We start from the raw sequence: 17431 nt of genomic DNA, 5'->3' as shown, positions 1-17431 counted from the left end.
ACACCCTACAACGAAGGAGAATTTATCCTACAGAGTTAGTGCTATCAGCGCTGTTTTTCGAAACGATAGAACAGATTCGGTTCGCTGACCATGTACAGATTGCCGGCCTCATCGACGGTCACGCCTTCGGCGCGAGGGATCGTGTCTTTCAAGCCGTTGAAGCTGCCCAGCAAGGTCATGAAGCTGACTTGCTCGCCTTTTTCATCCAGTTCCAGCAGCAGATGGGAGTCGGCCGAAAGCACCAGCATGTGACCGGTGCGCGGGTCGATCGCCAGTGCCGAGAGGTTGCGCAAGTCCAGTTCATTGCTGACGTGGATCTGCTTGTCGCCCTTGAGCAATTGGCTGCCATCGCTTGTCCAGGTGAACAGTGCTGGCGGGCGTTCCTCCCCGAGCACCAGTTGCTGGTTACGCGGATCCCAGACAATCGCTTCGAACCCTTTGTTCTGGTTCTCTGATGCACCCAGGTCGTATTTGGGGAAGTCAGTGCTGTTCAGCTCGCGGGTGCTGGCATCCACCTGGACGATTGACAGCGTGTGATTGCGCTCGTCGGTAATCGCCAGCAGACCATTGGTCATATAGGTCACGCCTTCGGGGTTGTTCCAGCCCACCAAAGGCATCTTGCGCAGCACATCGCCTTGCAGGGTCAGCTCCACCAGGAACGGGTTCTTGCCCATGACGGCGAATAGAGTCTTGGTCTGCGGGTTGTAGGTCACATCGGACGCCTCGTCCTTCTCCATGCCCGGCAGTGGCTTGGCGTCGATCACGGCGCGGTAGTCCGGCAGCCAGATGCTCTCCTGGCGCTGGGCCGGGCTCTGGAAGTGTTCCGATAGCCAAAGCAGCCCGCGGTCGTCCCAATGCATCGCAAACGCCAGGCCATAGGCGGCGGCCAGCGCCAGCAGCGACCAGGCATACCAGGGCAGGGCGAAGCGGGAGCGGCGGGTAGGTTTGGCGGCAGACAGTGTTTGGGTTTTGGCCATCGGGGGAATGCGTTCCAGAAAATTCGGCTAGGGGAATGGCTGGCTCAGATGCCGCATTCCCCGGAATTATCCGGATGGCATGTGAAAAAAACGGTAAATGGCGGGTATACAGCCATGTATACCCTGTGGGAGCGAGCCTGCTCGCGATAGCGGCGTGTCGGCCAGCATTTATGTGTCGGATAGACCGCTATCGCGAGCAGGCTCGCTCCCACAGTTAAGGCATTGCGGTTAGCGAACGCTGCTTTCGAAGCGGCTCGCCCCCGGCAGTTCCAGTACCAATTCATCCCCTGCATTCAGCGGCCCGACGCCCGCCGGGGTGCCGGTGAGGATCACGTCGCCGGCCTGGAGCGAGAAGCACCCGGCCATGTGCTGGATCATTGGCACGATAGGGTTGAGCATCAGGCTGCTGTTGCCATCCTGGCGCACTTCACCGTTGATGGTCAGGCGAACGGGGATGTCGGTCAGGTCGGCAAAAGGTGCCGCTCGACACGAACGGTGCGATCACCGCCGCGCCGTCGAAGGATTTCGCGATTTCCCACGGCAGGCCCTTGGCCTTGAGCTCGGCCTGTTTGTCCCGCAGGGTCAGGTCCAGGGCCGGGGCGAAGCCGGAGATGGCGTCCAGCACTTCCTCGGCGCTCGGGCGGGGCGACAGCGGCTTGCCGATCAGCACGGCGATTTCCGCTTCGTAGTGCACCGAGCCACGGTCGGCAGGAATGCTGAAACCGCCCTCCAGTGGCACCACACAACTGCCCGGCTTGATGAACAGCAAGGGTTCGGTGGGCACCGGGTTGTCCAATTCCTTGGCATGTTCGGCGTAGTTGCGGCCAATGCACACCACTTTCCCTACCGGGAAATGGATACGTGTACCGTCGACATACTGGTGCTGATAGCTCATTACCGACTCCTGGTTCGTTGATTCAAACAGCGAAAATCTTGCCCGGGTTCATGATGCCGTTCGGGTCGAATACAGCCTTCACGGCTTTCATGTACTCGATTTCCACTGGCGAACGACTATAAGTCAGGTAGTCGCGCTTGGTCATGCCCACGCCATGTTCGGCGGAAATCGAACCGTTGTACTTCTCGACGGTTTCAAAGACCCATTTGTTCACGGTCGCGCACTTGGCGAAGAACTCATCCTTGCTCAGGTTTTCCGGCTTGAGGATGTTCAGGTGCAGGTTGCCGTCGCCGATGTGGCCGAACCAGACGATTTCGAAATCCGGATAGTGTTCGCCGACGATCGCGTCGATTTCCCGCAAGAAGCCCGGGACCTTGGAGACGGTCACCGAGATATCGTTCTTGTATGGCGTCCAGTGCGAGATGGTCTCGGAGATGTACTCGCGCAGCTTCCACAGGTTCTGCAGTTGGGTTTCGCTCTGGCTCATCACGCCGTCCAGCACCCAGCCTTGTTCTACGCAGTGTTCGAAGGTTTCCAGGGCGTGGTTGGCGACTTCCTCGGTGGTGGCTTCGAATTCCAGCAGGGCGTAGAACGGGCACTCGGTTTCGAACGGTGTTGGCACGTCGCCGCGGCCCAAGACCTTGGCCAGGGCCTTGTCTGAGAAAAACTCGAAGGCGGTCAGGTCCAGCTTGCCCTGGAAAGCGTGCAGCACCGGCATGATCGAATCGAAGTCCGGCGTGCCGAGCACCATGGCGGTGAGGTTTTTCGGCGCGCGGTCCAGGCGCATGGTGGCCTCGACCACGAAGCCCAGGGTGCCCTCGGCACCGATGAACAGCTGCCGCAAGTCGTAGCCGGTGGCGTTCTTGATCAGGTCCTTGTTCAGTTCCAGCAGGTCACCCTTGCCAGTGACGACCTTCATGCCCGCCACCCAGTTACGGGTCATGCCGTAGCGAATGACCTTGATCCCGCCGGCATTGGTGCCGATGTTGCCGCCAATCTGGCTGGAACCTGCCGAAGCGAAGTCTACCGGGTAGTACAGGCCATGTTCTTCAGCCTTGTTCTGCAATTGTTCGGTGACCACGCCTGGCTGGCAGACGGCGGTACGGTCGGTGAGGTTCACATCGAGAATCTGGTTCATGTAGTCGAATGACACGACCACTTCGCCGTTGGCCGCCACGGCTGCGGCGGAAAGCCCGGTACGTCCGCCCGATGGCACCAGCGCGACCTTGTGCGCATTGGCCCAGCGCACGATGGCCTGGACCTGCTCGGTGGTCTTGGGGAAGACGATGGCGCTCGGCGCCGGGGCGAAATGCTTGGTCCAGTCCTTGCCGTAAGCGTTCAGGGAGTCGGCATCGGTCAGGACCTTGCCAGGCTCAACCAGGGTCTTCAGCTCATCTATCAGGGCAGGATTGGTCATCGACAGAACTCTCGAACAATTCATGGTCATCCTGAGAACGCTTCACGTCGCAGGAATGAGTGTTTAGCGGGGTGCATATGCTAGCATACCGACCCCGCAGCGTAGTGCCCAACGGCTGTTCTGCGGCGACGGCTGTCACGCCGGTCGGGTCAGCATGCGCTGTCCGATTCCCTGCCATTTTTCTCCGGGACACAGGTTTACGCAGATGAGCAAGACTTCTCTCGATAAGAGCAAGATCAAGTTCCTTCTTCTCGAAGGCGTCCACCAATCGGCTGTCGACGTCCTCAAGTCGGCGGGCTACACCAGCATCGAGTACATCACCAGTTCTCTGCCGGAAGCCCAGCTCAAGGAAAAGATCGCCGATGCTCACTTCATCGGCATTCGCTCCCGTACGCAATTGACCGAAGAGATCTTCGACCACGCCAAGAAACTGGTCGCGGTCGGCTGCTTCTGCATCGGCACCAACCAGGTTGACCTCAACGCGGCGCGTGAGCGCGGTATCGCAGTGTTCAACGCGCCGTACTCCAACACCCGTTCCGTTGCCGAACTGGTGCTGGCCGAAGCGATCCTGCTGCTGCGCGGCATCCCTGAGAAGAACGCTTCCTGCCACCGTGGCGGCTGGATCAAGAGCGCGGCCAACTCCTTCGAAATTCGCGGCAAGAAGCTGGGTATCGTCGGCTACGGCTCGATCGGCACCCAGTTGTCGGTACTGGCTGAAGGCCTGGGCATGCAGGTGTTCTTCTACGACACCGTGACCAAGCTGCCGCTGGGCAATGCTACCCAGGTCAACAACCTGCACGAGCTGCTGGGCATGTCCGACATCGTGACCCTGCACGTGCCGGAGACCGCTGCCACCCAGTGGATGATCGGTGAGAAGGAAATCCGCGCCATCAAGAAGGGCGGCATCCTGATCAACGCCGCGCGCGGCACCGTGGTCAAGCTCGACGCCCTGGCCGACGCGATCAAGGACAAGCACCTGATCGGCGCCGCCATCGACGTGTTCCCGGTGGAGCCACGCTCCAACGACGACATTTTCGAAAGCCCGCTGCGTGGCCTGGACAACGTGATCCTGACCCCGCACATCGGCGGTTCCACCGCTGAAGCCCAGGCCAACATCGGCCTGGAAGTGGCGGAAAAACTGGTCAAGTACAGCGACAACGGTACTTCGGTATCGTCCGTGAACTTCCCGGAAGTGGCCCTGCCGGCTCACCCTGGCAAGCACCGCCTGTTGCACATCCACGAGAACATCCCGGGTGTGATGAGCGAGATCAACAAGGTCTTCGCCGAAAACGGCATCAACATTTCCGGTCAGTTCTTGCAGACCAACGAGAAAGTCGGCTACGTCGTGATCGACGTCGACGCCGAATACTCGGACCTGGCGCAAGAGAAGAAGCTGCAGCACATCAACGGCACCATTCGTTGCCGCGTGTTGTTCTAACAGAGCGGTCGCTGAAAAAAACGGGAGCCTCGAAAGGGCTCCCGTTTTTTTATATGACCTGTGGGAGCGAGCCTGCTCGCGATAGCGGCGTGTCAGCCAACATTAATGTGTCGGATAGACCGCTATCGCGAGCAGGCTCGCTCCCACAGGGGGGACGCATTTTTTTCAGTGAGTGCTGTTACTTCACGTTCACCGTGATTTTCTTGGACACGATCGACGGATCGAACGGCATGTGGCCGCTATCGCCCAGGATCAACTGCAAGGTGTGCTTGCCTGGCGCCAGTTTGATGTCGGCCTGGGTTTGTGCCTTGCCGAAGTGCATGTGGTTGGCATCGGTGGGAATCGGCGCGCCCGCTGCCGGCAGTTTGTCCACATCGATCAGCAAATGATGATGGCCGGTATTTTTGGTCACATCGCCCGCCGGAGCCAGGGCGATATTCTTGACGCCGAACTTGACCGTGAATTCCTGAGGGACGGTGGCGCCGTCTTCCGGGGAAACGATGAAGACTTCTGCGCCTTTGGGCGCCGGGGTCGCGGCGCTTGCCAGCACCGAAGCACCCAGCAACAGACCGGCCAACGCAGCACGAGACATAAAGCTTTTCATTTTTTTCTCCAGTTTTTCCATGAAATCCGCCTGGCCATGACAACTTCATGACCAATCGTTGTCGAAGCCTGCAACAACCATAGCAAAGCGAGCCTGAAACGAGCGTCGCTTGTATAAATACATAGGAGTGACCATGCGTTTTCTGCCTGGCCTGATTTGCCTGCTACCCCTTTTGAGTCCCCTGGCTCATGCCGAACTGATCGATGACATCAATGACCGTGGCGAACTGCGCATTGCCCTGGAGGCCAACACCGCACCCTTCAACTTCAAGGAAGACGGCAAACTCACCGGTTTCGAAGTGGAACTGGGCGAAATGCTTGCCAGTGAGCTCGATGTACGCCCTGACTTCGTGGTCACCGATGCCGGGGATCTGCTGACTGGCGTGGAGAGCGGCAAGTACGATGTTGCCATCAACCACATAGCAATGACCCCGGAACTGGCGGAACGTTTCGACCTCAGTGCCGCTTACAGCCATCCCGATGCACAACTGCTGGCGAACAAGGATGAGACGCAACGTCCTTTGGTCATGGCGCCGTCGTTCCAGCCGGAAGAAAAGAGCGTCCCGGCGCCGAGCCTGGTGATTCCGTTCCAGAAGGGTAATCCGGCGTTCAAGGCCAGCCTGGACAATGCCCTGGCGCGCATCAAGGATGACGGGAGGTTGGAGCAGTTGTCGCAGAAGTGGTTGAAAAAACAGGAGTGAAGCTTCCAGGCGATGAGGCCAAACCATCGAGTTTCATTGATTGTTGCACCGCTATCGCGAGCAGGCTCGCTCCCACACTTGATCAGCTGTGAACTCATGATCGGTGAGCAAACACAGATCCAATGTGAGAGCGAGCTTGCTCGCGATGGCGTCCTCAAATCCTAAGCAGGTTTACGCCAGACACTCGCCAACCAAGGCTGCTGCTCCCGTGGCAGCCCCGCCGGTCGGTAGTAATGCTCCAGTTCCACGAAACCTGCGTCGCCAAGCAGAGTGCGCCAGGCCGCGAGGTCGTGGTAGGCGCCGAAGCGCTGGCCGCTCCAGCCCTCCTGGTTTTCGCCCCGAGGGTTTGAGCTGAACAGCACGCCGCCGGGCTTGAGCGTGGCGTGCAATTGCCTGAGCACCCGAGGCAGCTCCTGGACCGGCACATGAAACAGCACCGCGTTGGCGAAAATCCCGTCAAAGCGGTCGGCTGGCAGGTCGAGCGCCAGGAAGTCCTGTTGCCATACTTCACAGCCGCTGTCCTGGCGCGCCATCCGGGCAAATTCCGCCGAGCCGTCGAGACCGACCGCGACGTGGCCCATGGCCGTGAACGTGCGCAAATCGCGCCCCGGACCGCAGCCGAAGTCCAGGATGTGCAACGGTGCCTGGCCCTGGATGTGGCGCAACAAGGCGTCGATGTTCTGGCTGACGTCGTGGTCGCGGGTGCCTTCGCGAAAGCTTTCTGCCACGGCGTTGTAATGGCCCAGGGTCGTGGCGGTGATGGCGTGGAGGTCGTCGGCGGTGTGTTTCATGGGTGTGGGCTTGGTGAGGAGTGTCAGGCGACTATACCGCAAGGCCGCTGATCTGCCTGTGGGAGCAAAGCTTGCTCGCGACTGCAGTCGTCCAGTTGGTATCCATGTTGGATGGAATACTGCTATCGCGAGCAAGCTTTGCTCCCACAGGTCAACTGCTCCCATAGGTCAGCGTTTGTTCAGACCCCGCGCCAGGCGGTCTCCGCCCAGTTGAATCACCGCCACCAACGCCACCAGCAACACGATCACCGTGAGCATGATCTGGCTGTCGAAGCGTTGGTAGCCATAGCGGTAGGCGATGTCGCCCAGGCCGCCGGCACCGATGGCCCCGGCCATGGCCGAAGAGTTGATCATGGTCACCAGGGTGATGGTGAAGCCGCCGACGATGCCCGGCAGGGCTTCGGGCAGCAGCACATGCCAGACGATGTGCCAACGGCGGCAACCCATGGCCTGGGCGGCTTCGATCAAGCCATGATCGACCTCGCGCAGGCTGACTTCGGCGATGCGGGCAAAGAACGGCGTGGCGGCGATGGTCAGCGGCACGACTGCTGCCCAGACACCGTAGGTGGTGCCGACGATCAGCCGGGTGAACGGGATCAACGCCACCATAAGAATCAGGAACGGTATCGAGCGGAACAGGTTCACGAACGCGCCCAAGGCGCGGTTCAAGGCTGGCGCTTCATAGATCCCGCCCTTGCCGCTGGTGACCAGGATCACCGCCAGCGGTATGCCCGCCAGCAGCGCGATCAGCGACGACACGCCAACCATCAGGAACGTGTCGATGAAACCCTGCAACAACCGATCAAACCACATAGCCCAGCACCTCCACCCGTTGCGCCCAATTGCCCGCACGTTGACGCAATTCCTCGGCGCCCCACGACGAACCGCTCACGGCCAGCAGCAATTGCCCCAGCCCATGGCCCTGAATGCGCTCGATGCCGCCGTGCAGCAGCCGCACCCGGCCACCAAGGGCGCTGAACAGAGCGGCGAGATCCGCTTCATCGCGACCCGCGCCGGTGAATTGCAGGCGCAGCACGGTAGCGGCATCCGCCGACGCCGGCTGCGCTTGCAGGCGGCTTTGCAGTTCCTCCGGTATGGCGTGTTGCAAGGGCGCCAGCAGCGTTCGACTGACCTCGTGCTGCGGGTTGCCAAACACTTCCCAGACCGGCCCCTGCTCGACGATCCGACCCTGCTCGAGCACCACCACCCGGTCGCAGACTTCGCGAATCACCGCCATTTCATGGGTGATCAAGACGATGGTCAGGCCCAAGCGCTGGTTGATCTCGCGCAGCAGGCCGAGGATCGATTGGGTGGTCTCCGGGTCCAGGGCCGAAGTGGCTTCGTCGCACAACAGGATCTGCGGGTCATGCACCAGCGCCCGGGCAATGCCGACCCGCTGCTTCTGCCCGCCGGAGAGTTGCGCCGGGTAGGCCTTGTGCTTGCCTTGCAGGCCGACCAGTTCCAGCAACTCGCGGACTTTGCGCTGGCGCTGCTCCTTGGGTACACCTGCGACTTTCAGGGGCAATTCGACGTTCTGCCACACGGTCTTGGCCGACATCAGGTTGAAGTGCTGGAAGATCATGCCGATGCGTCGACGCAGTTCCACCAAGCGGTCTTCATCGAACTCGCCGATGTCCACCTGATCGATCAATACCCGGCCGCTGGTGGGTTGTTCGAGCCGGTTGATGGTGCGGATCAACGAGGACTTGCCGGCACCGCTACGACCGATGATGCCGAATACTTCGCCGCGCTGGATCGCCAGGTCGATGCCTTGCAGTGCGGCCACCGGACCCTGGGCGCCGTTGTAGGTCTTGCCCAGACCGATGAAGCGCACGTGGGCACGGTTCAGCTCTGGATGCAGTTCAGTCTGTTCGGCACTGTGGGGCGTGGGGGCTTCCTGTCGAAGTCGCGCGTTGACGGCGTTCATGGTCAGCCTTCCCAACCGGCTTGGTAGAGCTTGCCGTGGGCCTTGTCCAGGGCGGCGCGCACGACAGGCGAGTGCTGATAGATATCGACGAACTTGGCCAGCCGCGGGTCGTTCTTGCTCTTGGGTTGGATCACGAACTGGATCACGTATTCCTTGTGATCGAGGCCGTCGAACAGCAAGGCTGACGTGGCATCGAAGGTTTTCGCCAAACGGATGTAGGCCGGGTAGCCCTGTACCAGGTCGGCATCTTCATAGGCGCGCACCAGTTGCACGGCTTCGACCTGGAGGATCTTGAGCTTCTTCGGGTTGGCCACGATGTCGTCTTCGGTGGCCTTGTAACCGACACCGGGCTTGAGAGTGATCAGCCCGGCCTTGGCCAGCAGTTGCAGGCCGCGCCCGCTGTTGATCGGATCGTTGGCAATGGCCACGCTCGCGCCTTCGGGCAACTCATCAAAGCTTTTGTATTTTTTCGAATAGAGGCCGACGTTGTTGATGATCCCCGGGGCAAAGGGCACCAGGTCGAACCCGGCGGCGGCCTTGGCGTTTTCCAGGAACGGGATGTGCTGGAAGTAATTCACGTCGATATCGCCGGACGCCAGGCTGACGTTGGGCGCGATCCAGTCGCTGAACTCCACCAACTCGACCTTCAGGCCTTGCTTGCCGGCTTCTTCCACGGCGGCTTCCAGGGGAATGGCGAACGCAGCGGTGGTGCCGATTTTCAACGGTGCATCGGCGGCGAACAGCGCCGAGCTGAACAGGCCGAGGGCCAGGGCCAGTGCTTTGACTGGCAGGGTCAGGAGTTGCTTGGTCATGTCGGATATTCCAGTCATTTTAGAAGAGCTCTTCAGGGGCTCAGTGCCGGTAGGTCGAGCCGGTATGTTGCTTGGGTAAATAGGCCTCTGCCTGAAACAGCTTTTCACGCAAGGTGCCGTTGTCGTATTCGGTCTTGTACGAACCGCGTCGCTGCAGCTCGGGAATCACCAGGTCGATGAAGTCCACATAGCTTTGCGGCGTGACGATGCGGGTCAGGTTGAAACCATCGAGGCCGGTTTCGGCGATCCACGACTCCAGTTCGTCGGCCACCTGCTCGGGCGAGCCCACCACAGTGATGTAGCGACCACCGAGGGCGTGTTGCTCCAGCAATTTGCGTCGGGTCCAATCGTTGTTTTGCAGAGTCTTGGTGGCAGACTGGATGGCATTGCTCTTCACGTACTGGATCGGCTCGTCCAGTTCGTACTGGGAAAAATCGATCCCCGTCGACGCGGAAAAATGCGCCACCCCGGCCTCGGCGCTGGCGTAGCCCAGGTACTCGGCATGCTTGGCCCAGGCGGCCGCTTCGGTCTGGCCGACAATCACGTTAAGACCCATGAACACCTTGATGTCCTCGGGGTTGCGCCCGGCTTCGACGGCGCTGGCGCGGACCTTGTCCACCTGGACCTTGGTCGCCGGTTTGTTCTGACCGCTGATGAACACGCACTCGGCATGCCGCCCGGCGAATAGCAGGCCGCGCTCGGAACTGCCTGCCTGGAACAATACCGGCGTGCGCTGGGGCGACGGTTCGCACAGGTGATAACCCTCGACCTGATAGAACTCACCCTGGTGCCGGACCTTGTGCACTTTTTCCGGCCGGGCATAGATCCGTTGTTCGCGGTCGTTGAGCACGGCGTCGTTTTCCCAGCTGCCCTCCCACAGTTTGTAGAGCACTTGCAGGTATTCGTCGGCCTGGTCGTAGCGGCGGTCATGCTCGACCTGGGCAGTCAGGCCCATGGCTTTGGCGGCGCTGTCCAGGTAACCGGTGACAATGTTCCAGCCGACCCGGCCGCGACTCAGGTGATCGAGGGTGCTCATGCGGCGGGCAAACAGGTAGGGCGGTTCGTAGGTCAGGTTGGCGGTCAGGCCGAAACCGAGGTTCTTCGTCACGGCGGCCATCGCCGACACCAGTAGCAACGGGTCATTGACCGGCAGCTGGATCGACTCTTTCAGGGTGACGTCCACCGACTGTTGGTACACGTCGTAGACCCCGACGATATCGGCGATAAACAGCCCGTCGAACAATCCGCGTTCGAGTAACTGCGCCAGGGCGGTCCAGTATTCGATCGTGTTGAACTGGGTCGAGGTGTCCTGGGGATGGGTCCACAGGCCGTGATTGATGTGCCCGATGCAGTTCATGTTGAACGCGTTGAGCAGGATTTTTTTCTTGCCGTGGGCCATCAAATGGTCCCCCGCAGCGGCGGTTTTTCATCGTTGAGATAAAAATTGCCCACCGCGTGGTATTTCCAGCGCACCGGGTCATGCAGGGTGTGCACCCGGGCGTTGCGCCAGTGGCGATCCAGGCCATGTTCGGCCAGGGTCGCCTGGCTGCCGGCCAGTTCGAACAGCGTGCTGCCAGCGGCGAGGGAAATCTCGGTGCTGATGGCCCGGGCTTCGGCCACGGCAATCGAGGCGGCGGCGACTGTGTCGGCCTGGGTGTCGGCCTGGGCCCGGTCGAGAAACTCACCGGCTCGCTCCAGCAGGGCTTCGGCGGCGTGCAGGCGGATGCTCAGTTGGCCGAAGCTCTTGAGCGTGTGCGGGTCTTCGGTGGCGATGTCGCTGGTAGCGTCGATCCATGGGCGGGTTTTGTTGCGGACAAAGTACAAGGCGTCTTCATAGGCGGCGCGGGCGATGCCGGTGTCGATGGCAGCGTGAAGAATCTGCGCCAGGGGGCCCACCGGTGTCGGGCGCTCGAAGGCGCTCTGGAATGGCACGATGTCTTCGGCGGCGACGTGGACGTCTTCGAACACCACCGAACCGCTGCCCGTGGTGCGCTGGCCGAACCCCGTCCAGTCGTCGATTACCGTCAGGCCTTTGCTGTCGCGAGGGACAAACGCCAGTTGTTGCACGCCGTTTTCATCCACCACCGACGTGGGGATGCGCTGGGCGTAGATCGCCCCCGTGGCGTAGAACTTGCGGCCGTTGATGCGATAACCCTTGCCGTCGCGGCGCAGTTGAGTGATGCGGTCGTGGGCGGTCTTGGTACCGAGCTCCGCCAACGCATTGCCAAAGCGTTGGCCGGCCAGTACTTCGGCATACAGGCGTTGTTTTTGCGCTTCGCTGCCGTTTACCCGTAGCACTTCCAGGGCGTAGAAATGATTTTGTGGAATCTGCCCGAGAGAGCCGTCAGCCTGAGAGATCAAGGCAATCACTTTGGCCAGGGTGACGTTGGACACACCGGCGCCGCCGTAGGCCTTGGGCACACTGATGCCCCACAGGCCGGAGCGGGAGAACGCCTCCAGTTCCGGGTGCGGCAAGCGACGCTCGCGGTCGCGCAGGGCGCTGTCGCGCTTGAAGTCATCGGCCAGGTCGCTGGCCACGATCAGGGCTTGTTCATCGCTGGTGATCACCGCGACGTGTTGAGAAAACGTCATGTACTGCTCCAGAGGTCGGGTCGTCAGATCCAGGAATGCCGGGCCGGCAAGGTGCCGTTCAGGTGGTAGGCGCCTACGGCGTGATACTTCCAGCGCACTGGGTCGTGCAGGGTGTGCACTCGGGCGTTACGCCAGTGGCGGTCGAGATTGAATTCGGCGAGGGTGGCGCGACTGCCGGCCAGCTCGAAGAGTTTTTCGCTGGCTTGCAGGGCGATCTCGGTGGTGAGCACCTTGGCCTCGGCCACGGCAATCGAGGCGCGGGCAGCCGATTGCGCGGTGATGGGCGCGGCGCTGACCTGGTCCAGCACTTGTCCGGCCTTGCGCAGTAGCGCTTCGGCGGCGTGCAATTCGATTTTCAGCTTGCCGATGTCGGCGATCACGTAAAGGTCGTCACTGGCGCGGTCGACCTTGGCGTCGATCCATGGCCGGGCGCGTTCACGCACGAAGGCGATGGCATCGTCGATGGCGCCACGGGCAATGCCTGCATCGATGGCGGCCTGGATCAGTTGGGAAATCGCGCCTTGCACGCCAGGCGTTTCGTTGATCCGCCAGTTGTCCAGGACCAACTCGGCATCTACCCGCACATTGTTCAGCAGCACGGTGCCGCTGGCGGTGGTGCGCTGGCCGAACCCCGACCAATCGTCGACGATCCGCAGGCCCGGGGTGCCGCGCCGCACGAACGCCAATACTTGGCGACCCTCGTCATTCAGCGCCTTGACGGCCACCCAATGGGCAAACAGTGCACCGGTGGAATAGAACTTCTGGCCATTGATGACGAAGCTGTCACCGTCGGCGGTGATCCGTGCCTTCAGCTCAAGGGTATTGCGAACACCTCGTTCCGGCCCGGCGTTGCCGATGCGCCAGCCTTCGAGGACGCTCTGCAGAAGAATTTTCTTCTGCCGTTCGGTGCCCGTGCCGAGAATCAGCTGGAGCACGCCGAACTGGTTCTGTGGAATCTGTCCGAGGGCCGGATCGGCAGCGGAGATGATTGCGAATACATCGGCCAGGGTGACGAACGAGACCTGGGGACCGCCGTACGCCCGGGGAACGGCTATGCTACCCAGTCCGCTGCGGGTGAATTGCTCGATTTCTGCCCAGGGCAGCTTGCGTTGCTGGTCACGTCGCGCGGCTTGCTGGCGGGCGACCTGGGCCAGCTCATGAGCGGCCTTGATGGCCTCGGCATCGTTGCGCAGTACTTGGGCAGGCAACAACAGCGGTGCGATGTCCTGGTCGCTCTGGACCTTTGCTTGGGCCAAATCCGACATTACAGCCACTCCGTGGCTGCGGGCAGTGCCGGGGCGTACTGCACTGGGGTGATTGTGTTCCGTACCATTACCCACCTCACATCTTTAGAAACGCCGCGATGAATGCGGCGAGCGAAAATCAAGAATGTCCGGTGGTCCGGTATATATACCCTAAGCGTGTATAAATTATTTTTGAACTAACTTTTAGGAATATCAATAGAGGGCTTTTGCCGTGTGATGTTGTGGCGAGGGGGGATTTATCCCCGTTGGGCTGCGGAGCGGCCCCAAAGCAGGCAACCCAGCAACCTGATGCACCGGGATTGCAGATTTGGGGGCCGCTTCGCAGCCCCGCGGGGATGAATCCCCTCGCCACAAAAGCTTCCTCAGAGTGTTCACGTTCTGCGGCGCGGCTCGGCAGCCATGAGGGTCTCTTTCGCCGGGCTTTTCAGATAAGGATTGGCGCAACCGATCTTCAACGTTCGCGGTGGTGCCCACAGGGAGAGTTGTTGCCTACGCGGTCGAGGATGCAATAGGTCACTTCCAGCCGCAGGTCTTCGCCGGCCTCGAGAATGATCTGCGGCGGCACCCAGATATGGATGGGCAGGCCGACCTCGTCCGGTGTGACCGGGGGCAGGTCCATGCGCACATCGCCCCAGCGCAGGGTGACCGCATCGCCGGCGGCCATGTTCAGGTAGGGTTCGATCGTCAGCGGTACGCCGCGCTTGATCTGGTTGGGGTTGACCCCTTGGCGGCGGATGGCGCCGGGAATATGCACCGGCGCCAGTCCCTGGTTTTCATCGCCGCTAAGGGTTGATGGTTGGCCGCCGGGGCAGTCGAGCTTCGCCTGCACTTGTTGCCTGGCGGACAGTGCCGGCCCGCGCCCGACCTGCATCACGCGATAGTGGATGTGCGAGGTGCCGTTGACGACGAAGCTCTCCGGTACCCGCAGCGTGATACTGCCTTGCAGGTCTGCTTGGGACAGTTGGCGAGAGCCGACGTAGCAGTTGTCCCAGAACAGCTCGATCAGGTCGCCGACGTCCATGCCGGGATAGGGGGCTATGGCGACTTCCAGGTGAGCGGCGCTGGCGATGTTGATGCCGGTGGGATGGGCATTGGCCAGGGTCGGCGCGGACAGTTCAGCAAGATTCGACATACTTGTCATGGTGTTCTCCTTGATACTTGAAAACGAAGTCCGTTTGGGAAGATCAAAGGCAATGGATAATCGAGACATATTTTATTTTGCGCAGTCGTGGAGGCTGACTGCAGTTGGTCACTGCGCAGAAATAAATAATGTGCATCGCCTGTGGTTTCCTAGATAAGGGTTCAAAAGTTTCAGTGTCAATAGAGGCGCTTGCTTAATAATTAATTGTGCGAGGCTTCAGAAGTTTCCTACGGGCTGGCGTTAATAATGCCGCGCATCAAACACCCTTTTCCTCGGCTTGGCCCTTGTAATGGAAACCTGGTAAAAGCCGGGTGGATAAGGCGGAGGTGTAGGCTTTGGGAGGGAAGTGTAACGAGGGGTTATAGCGCGCATGAAACAAACAGTGTGTTAAATGGGCGAGAAATTTCCGGTTGTTTTGTCGTGAATAAAGTTCAGGTGTTGTGCTGGCTACATTGCAGTTACATCACGTCCTTCCCTGGAAGTGATGTCGTTTTATAGCTTACTGCGAGTGCTGACTGGACGAGAGGAATTTGCTGAGGAACTGTCGAGTGCGTTCTTCCTTGGGCGCTGCAAACAAGGCCTTGGCTTCGCCTTGTTCGACGATCACGCCTTTATCGAAAAACACCACGCGGTTGGCGACATCCCGGGCGAAGCCCATTTCGTGGGTCACGATGACCATGGTGCGTTTTTCTTCGGCCAGGCCGCGAATGGTTGCCAGGACTTCGCCCACCAATTCCGGATCGAGGGCTGAGGTTGGCTCGTCGAACAGGATCACCTCCGGTTCCATCGCCAACGCCCGGGCAATCGCCACGCGCTGTTGCTGACCGCCGGAAAGGCGCCGAGGGTAGGCGTCTTCCTTGCCAGACAGGCCGACCTTGGCCAACAGTTTACGGCCCAGTGCTTCGGCTTCTGCGCGCGGGGTCTTTTTCACTACCAGCGGACCCTCGATCACGTTCTCCAGCGCGGTGCGATGGGGGAACAGATTGAAGTTCTGGAACACAAAACCCACCTGCTGGCGCAAACGACGCACCAGATTCTGCTGCTGGTTCAACGGACGGCTGCCATCGATCTCGATGTCGCCGACCTTGATCCGGCCACTGCTGGGTTCTTCGAGGAAGTTCAGGCAGCGCAGGAAAGTGGTCTTGCCCGAACCACTGGGGCCAATGATCGCCACCACTTCACCCTCTTCGACTTGCAGGTCGATGCCGTTGAGCACCACCTGACCCTTGAACTGCTTTGTCAGTTTTTCCACGACAATCATGGGTCAGGACTCCTGGTCATGCCGATTGACCCGGGCTTCCAGGACGTTCTGCAGGTGCGAGAGCACGCTCGCCAGAATCCAATAGATCAGCGCGGCGGCGAGGTACATGGTGAAGATTTCGAAGGTTCGCGCGGTGATCAACTGCGCCTGGCGGAACAGCTCCGGAACCTGGATGGTCGCCGCCAACGCGGTGTCCTTGACCAGGGAAATGAAGCTGTTGCCCAGCGGCGGCAGGGCCGTGCGTGCGGCTTGTGGCAGGATGGCCCGGCGCAGGGCCTGGGCGCGGGTCATGCCGATACTCGCCGCCGCTTCCCACTGGCCGCGCTCGATGGAGCTGATGGCGGCCCGCAGGATTTCACAGGCATAGGCGGCCATGTTCAGCGAGAAGCCGATCAGGGCCGCCGGCAGCGGATCCAGTTCGACACCCAGTTGCGGTAACCCGTAATAGATCACGAACAACTGCACCAGCAGCGGCGTGCCGCGAAAGAACGACACGTAGATGCGGGCGATCCAGCTCACCAGTTTGAAGCGCGACAGGCGCATCAACGCCAGGCCGAACCCCAGCAGCAGGCCGAAAAACATCCCGCCCAGGCTGAGGATGATCGTGTAATACGCGCCCTTGAGCAGGAAGGGCGCGGAGTCCAGCGCGAGTTGAAAAGCCTCTTCCATTATTGAGTGACGTCAGCGCTGAAGTATTTTTCCGAGAGCTTTTTCAGCGTGCCATCGGCGCGGAGTTTGTCGATGGCCTTGTTCACTGCATCCAGCAGTTCAGGCTCGCCTTTGCGCAGGGCAATACCGGCTTCCTGGCGGGAGAACGCTTCGCCGGCGGCGGCAGTGTCCTTGGCTTTCTTGGCATATTCGAGCGCGGCGAGGCGGTCGATCAGGATGGCGTCGATACGGCCAACGCGCAGGTCCTGGAATTTGGTCGGGTCATCTTCGTAGGTACGTACGTCAGCGCCGGGGACGTTGGCTTTCACCCATTGTTCGTAGTTGGTGCCCAGGCCTACGCCGACTTTCTTGCCTGCCAGGTCGGCGGCGGTCTTGATGGTGTCTTTGTTCTTGGTCAGGGTCAGCGCCTGAATCCCGGAAACGGTATACGGCGTGGAGAAGTCATACTTTTTCTTGCGTTCTTCGGAGATGGTCACCTGGTTGATCACCGCGTCCAGGCGCTTGGATTCCAGTGCCGCGAGGATGCCGTCCCATTTGGTCGGCTGCAGCTTGACCTTCACCCCCAGTTCCTTGGCCAGGGCTTCGGAAAACTCCACCTCGAAACCGGCCAGCTTGCCGTCGGCGTCGACGAAACTGAACGGTGGGTAAGTGCCTTCCAGGCCGACGTTGATTACGCCTGCGTCCTTGATTTTTTGCAGTTGCTCACCGGCAACCGCTTGCTCCAACAGGCCGGCGCTCAATGCCAGGCCCAGCGAACCTACCAACAGGTTGCGACGTAATGCGGAAAAATTCATGACAAGCCCCTGTGTTTTCTTATGAAGAGGTTATTTTGGCTGAGATAAGGCGTAGCCGCGATCCGAAAAAATTGCCACATCCTGCCTTAAAGCAGCCTGGGCGTCTCGCGGCAAATGCGCCTGTGGCGAGACTATAGGGTGGCCGTTA

Annotated in this window: 15 protein-coding genes and 2 pseudogenes; 2 read left to right on the top strand and 15 right to left on the bottom strand. The window is 60.4% G+C overall.

Going from position 1 to position 17431, the window contains the following annotated elements; translation table 11 throughout:
- Positions 1 to 44 precede the first annotated feature (44 nt).
- The 3 genes and pseudogenes from GN234_RS16950 to GN234_RS16940 all read right to left on the bottom strand — a co-directional run bounded on the left by GN234_RS16950 (position 45) and on the right by GN234_RS16940 (position 3289).
- Complete coding sequence (locus GN234_RS16950; protein ID WP_116833928.1) at positions 45 to 977, bottom strand: SdiA-regulated domain-containing protein; 933 nt, start codon at positions 975 to 977, stop codon at positions 45 to 47.
- Between the two features lie 228 nt (positions 978 to 1205).
- Positions 1206 to 1872: pseudogene (locus GN234_RS16945) on the bottom strand (fumarylacetoacetate hydrolase family protein).
- A gap of 22 nt (positions 1873 to 1894) precedes the next feature.
- Positions 1895 to 3289 (bottom strand): FAD-binding oxidoreductase, encoded by a 1395-nt coding sequence (locus GN234_RS16940; protein ID WP_109751896.1) that lies wholly within the window; start codon positions 3287 to 3289, stop codon positions 1895 to 1897.
- A 205-nt stretch (positions 3290 to 3494) separates the two neighbouring features.
- Between GN234_RS16940 and serA the strand changes: the two genes are divergently transcribed.
- Complete coding sequence (gene serA / locus GN234_RS16935) at positions 3495 to 4727, top strand: phosphoglycerate dehydrogenase (RefSeq protein WP_176688805.1); 1233 nt, start codon at positions 3495 to 3497, stop codon at positions 4725 to 4727.
- A gap of 178 nt (positions 4728 to 4905) precedes the next feature.
- Here serA and GN234_RS16930 read toward each other — a convergent pair whose 3' ends face one another.
- Entirely contained in the window at positions 4906 to 5331 is a 426-nt protein-coding gene (locus GN234_RS16930) for a DUF4399 domain-containing protein (RefSeq protein WP_163855765.1), read from the bottom strand.
- A 133-nt stretch (positions 5332 to 5464) separates the two neighbouring features.
- On the opposite strand from GN234_RS16930, the gene GN234_RS16925 reads away from it, so the two are divergent.
- Positions 5465 to 6031 (top strand): transporter substrate-binding domain-containing protein, encoded by a 567-nt coding sequence (locus GN234_RS16925; RefSeq protein ID WP_109751898.1) that lies wholly within the window; start codon positions 5465 to 5467, stop codon positions 6029 to 6031.
- A 161-nt stretch (positions 6032 to 6192) separates the two neighbouring features.
- On the opposite strand, the gene GN234_RS16920 is transcribed toward GN234_RS16925, so the two are convergent.
- From GN234_RS16920 to tcyJ, 11 genes and pseudogenes are all read right to left on the bottom strand, one after another.
- Complete coding sequence (locus GN234_RS16920) at positions 6193 to 6822, bottom strand: class I SAM-dependent methyltransferase (RefSeq protein WP_176688804.1); 630 nt, start codon at positions 6820 to 6822, stop codon at positions 6193 to 6195.
- Between the two features lie 168 nt (positions 6823 to 6990).
- Positions 6991 to 7635 (bottom strand): methionine ABC transporter permease, encoded by a 645-nt coding sequence (locus tag GN234_RS16915; RefSeq protein ID WP_025211262.1) that lies wholly within the window; start codon positions 7633 to 7635, stop codon positions 6991 to 6993.
- Positions 7625 to 8749 (bottom strand): methionine ABC transporter ATP-binding protein, encoded by a 1125-nt coding sequence (locus GN234_RS16910; RefSeq protein ID WP_116833930.1) that lies wholly within the window; start codon positions 8747 to 8749, stop codon positions 7625 to 7627. The genes GN234_RS16915 and GN234_RS16910 overlap by 11 nt, the downstream gene beginning before the upstream one ends.
- A gap of 2 nt (positions 8750 to 8751) precedes the next feature.
- On the bottom strand, positions 8752 to 9561 hold the full coding sequence (locus GN234_RS16905; protein WP_109751901.1) for a MetQ/NlpA family ABC transporter substrate-binding protein: 810 nt from the start codon (positions 9559 to 9561) through the stop codon (positions 8752 to 8754).
- A gap of 40 nt (positions 9562 to 9601) precedes the next feature.
- Positions 9602 to 10960, bottom strand: a complete 1359-nt coding sequence (locus GN234_RS16900) for an LLM class flavin-dependent oxidoreductase (protein WP_109751902.1) — start codon at positions 10958 to 10960, stop codon at positions 9602 to 9604.
- Entirely contained in the window at positions 10960 to 12153 is a 1194-nt protein-coding gene (locus tag GN234_RS16895; protein WP_176688803.1) for an SfnB family sulfur acquisition oxidoreductase, read from the bottom strand. Before GN234_RS16895 ends, GN234_RS16900 begins: the two co-directional genes overlap by 1 nt.
- A 23-nt stretch (positions 12154 to 12176) precedes the next feature.
- Positions 12177 to 13418 carry an SfnB family sulfur acquisition oxidoreductase gene (locus tag GN234_RS16890; RefSeq protein WP_109751904.1) on the bottom strand — a complete coding sequence of 414 codons (1242 nt, stop codon included), beginning with the start codon at positions 13416 to 13418 and terminating at the stop codon, positions 12177 to 12179.
- 371 nt (positions 13419 to 13789) lie between these two features.
- Positions 13790 to 14559 (bottom strand): annotated as a pseudogene (locus tag GN234_RS16885) (hypothetical protein).
- A gap of 499 nt (positions 14560 to 15058) precedes the next feature.
- Positions 15059 to 15820: an L-cystine ABC transporter ATP-binding protein TcyN gene (gene tcyN / locus GN234_RS16880; RefSeq protein WP_109751906.1), complete on the bottom strand. Its 762-nt coding sequence runs from the start codon at positions 15818 to 15820 to the stop codon at positions 15059 to 15061.
- A 3-nt stretch (positions 15821 to 15823) separates the two neighbouring features.
- Positions 15824 to 16489, bottom strand: coding sequence for a cystine ABC transporter permease (tcyL, locus tag GN234_RS16875; RefSeq protein WP_176688802.1), 666 nt, complete (start codon positions 16487 to 16489; stop codon positions 15824 to 15826).
- Complete coding sequence (gene tcyJ, locus GN234_RS16870) at positions 16489 to 17283, bottom strand: cystine ABC transporter substrate-binding protein (RefSeq protein WP_176688801.1); 795 nt, start codon at positions 17281 to 17283, stop codon at positions 16489 to 16491. Before tcyJ ends, tcyL begins: the two co-directional genes overlap by 1 nt.
- Positions 17284 to 17431: the final 148 nt, after the last annotated feature.

It is taken from the genome of Pseudomonas bijieensis (genome assembly GCF_013347965.1).
Lineage (GTDB): Bacteria > Pseudomonadota > Gammaproteobacteria > Pseudomonadales > Pseudomonadaceae > Aquipseudomonas > Aquipseudomonas bijieensis.
Note: the sequence above shows the minus strand (reverse complement) of the source record. Positions and strands in the feature narration are given on the sequence as shown.

Excerpts from the sequence above, each read along its gene's own strand:
- GN234_RS16920 (WP_176688804.1), bottom strand. The coding sequence starts at position 6,822 with ATGAAACACACCGCCGACGACCTCCACGCCATCACCGCCACGACCCTG.
- tcyL (WP_176688802.1), bottom strand. The coding sequence starts at position 16,489 with ATGGAAGAGGCTTTTCAACTCGCGCTGGACTCCGCGCCCTTCCTGCTC.
- serA (WP_176688805.1), top strand. The coding sequence starts at position 3,495 with ATGAGCAAGACTTCTCTCGATAAGAGCAAGATCAAGTTCCTTCTTCTC.
- tcyJ (WP_176688801.1), bottom strand. The coding sequence starts at position 17,283 with ATGAATTTTTCCGCATTACGTCGCAACCTGTTGGTAGGTTCGCTGGGC.
- GN234_RS16890 (WP_109751904.1), bottom strand. The coding sequence starts at position 13,418 with ATGTCGGATTTGGCCCAAGCAAAGGTCCAGAGCGACCAGGACATCGCA.
- GN234_RS16925 (WP_109751898.1), top strand. The coding sequence starts at position 5,465 with ATGCGTTTTCTGCCTGGCCTGATTTGCCTGCTACCCCTTTTGAGTCCC.
- GN234_RS16910 (WP_116833930.1), bottom strand. The coding sequence starts at position 8,749 with ATGAACGCCGTCAACGCGCGACTTCGACAGGAAGCCCCCACGCCCCAC.
- GN234_RS16950 (WP_116833928.1), bottom strand. The coding sequence starts at position 977 with ATGGCCAAAACCCAAACACTGTCTGCCGCCAAACCTACCCGCCGCTCC.
- GN234_RS16915 (WP_025211262.1), bottom strand. The coding sequence starts at position 7,635 with ATGTGGTTTGATCGGTTGTTGCAGGGTTTCATCGACACGTTCCTGATG.
- GN234_RS16905 (WP_109751901.1), bottom strand. The coding sequence starts at position 9,561 with ATGACCAAGCAACTCCTGACCCTGCCAGTCAAAGCACTGGCCCTGGCC.
- GN234_RS16930 (WP_163855765.1), bottom strand. The coding sequence starts at position 5,331 with ATGAAAAGCTTTATGTCTCGTGCTGCGTTGGCCGGTCTGTTGCTGGGT.
- GN234_RS16900 (WP_109751902.1), bottom strand. The coding sequence starts at position 10,960 with ATGGCCCACGGCAAGAAAAAAATCCTGCTCAACGCGTTCAACATGAAC.
- tcyN (WP_109751906.1), bottom strand. The coding sequence starts at position 15,820 with ATGATTGTCGTGGAAAAACTGACAAAGCAGTTCAAGGGTCAGGTGGTG.
- GN234_RS16940 (WP_109751896.1), bottom strand. The coding sequence starts at position 3,289 with ATGACCAATCCTGCCCTGATAGATGAGCTGAAGACCCTGGTTGAGCCT.
- GN234_RS16895 (WP_176688803.1), bottom strand. The coding sequence starts at position 12,153 with ATGACGTTTTCTCAACACGTCGCGGTGATCACCAGCGATGAACAAGCC.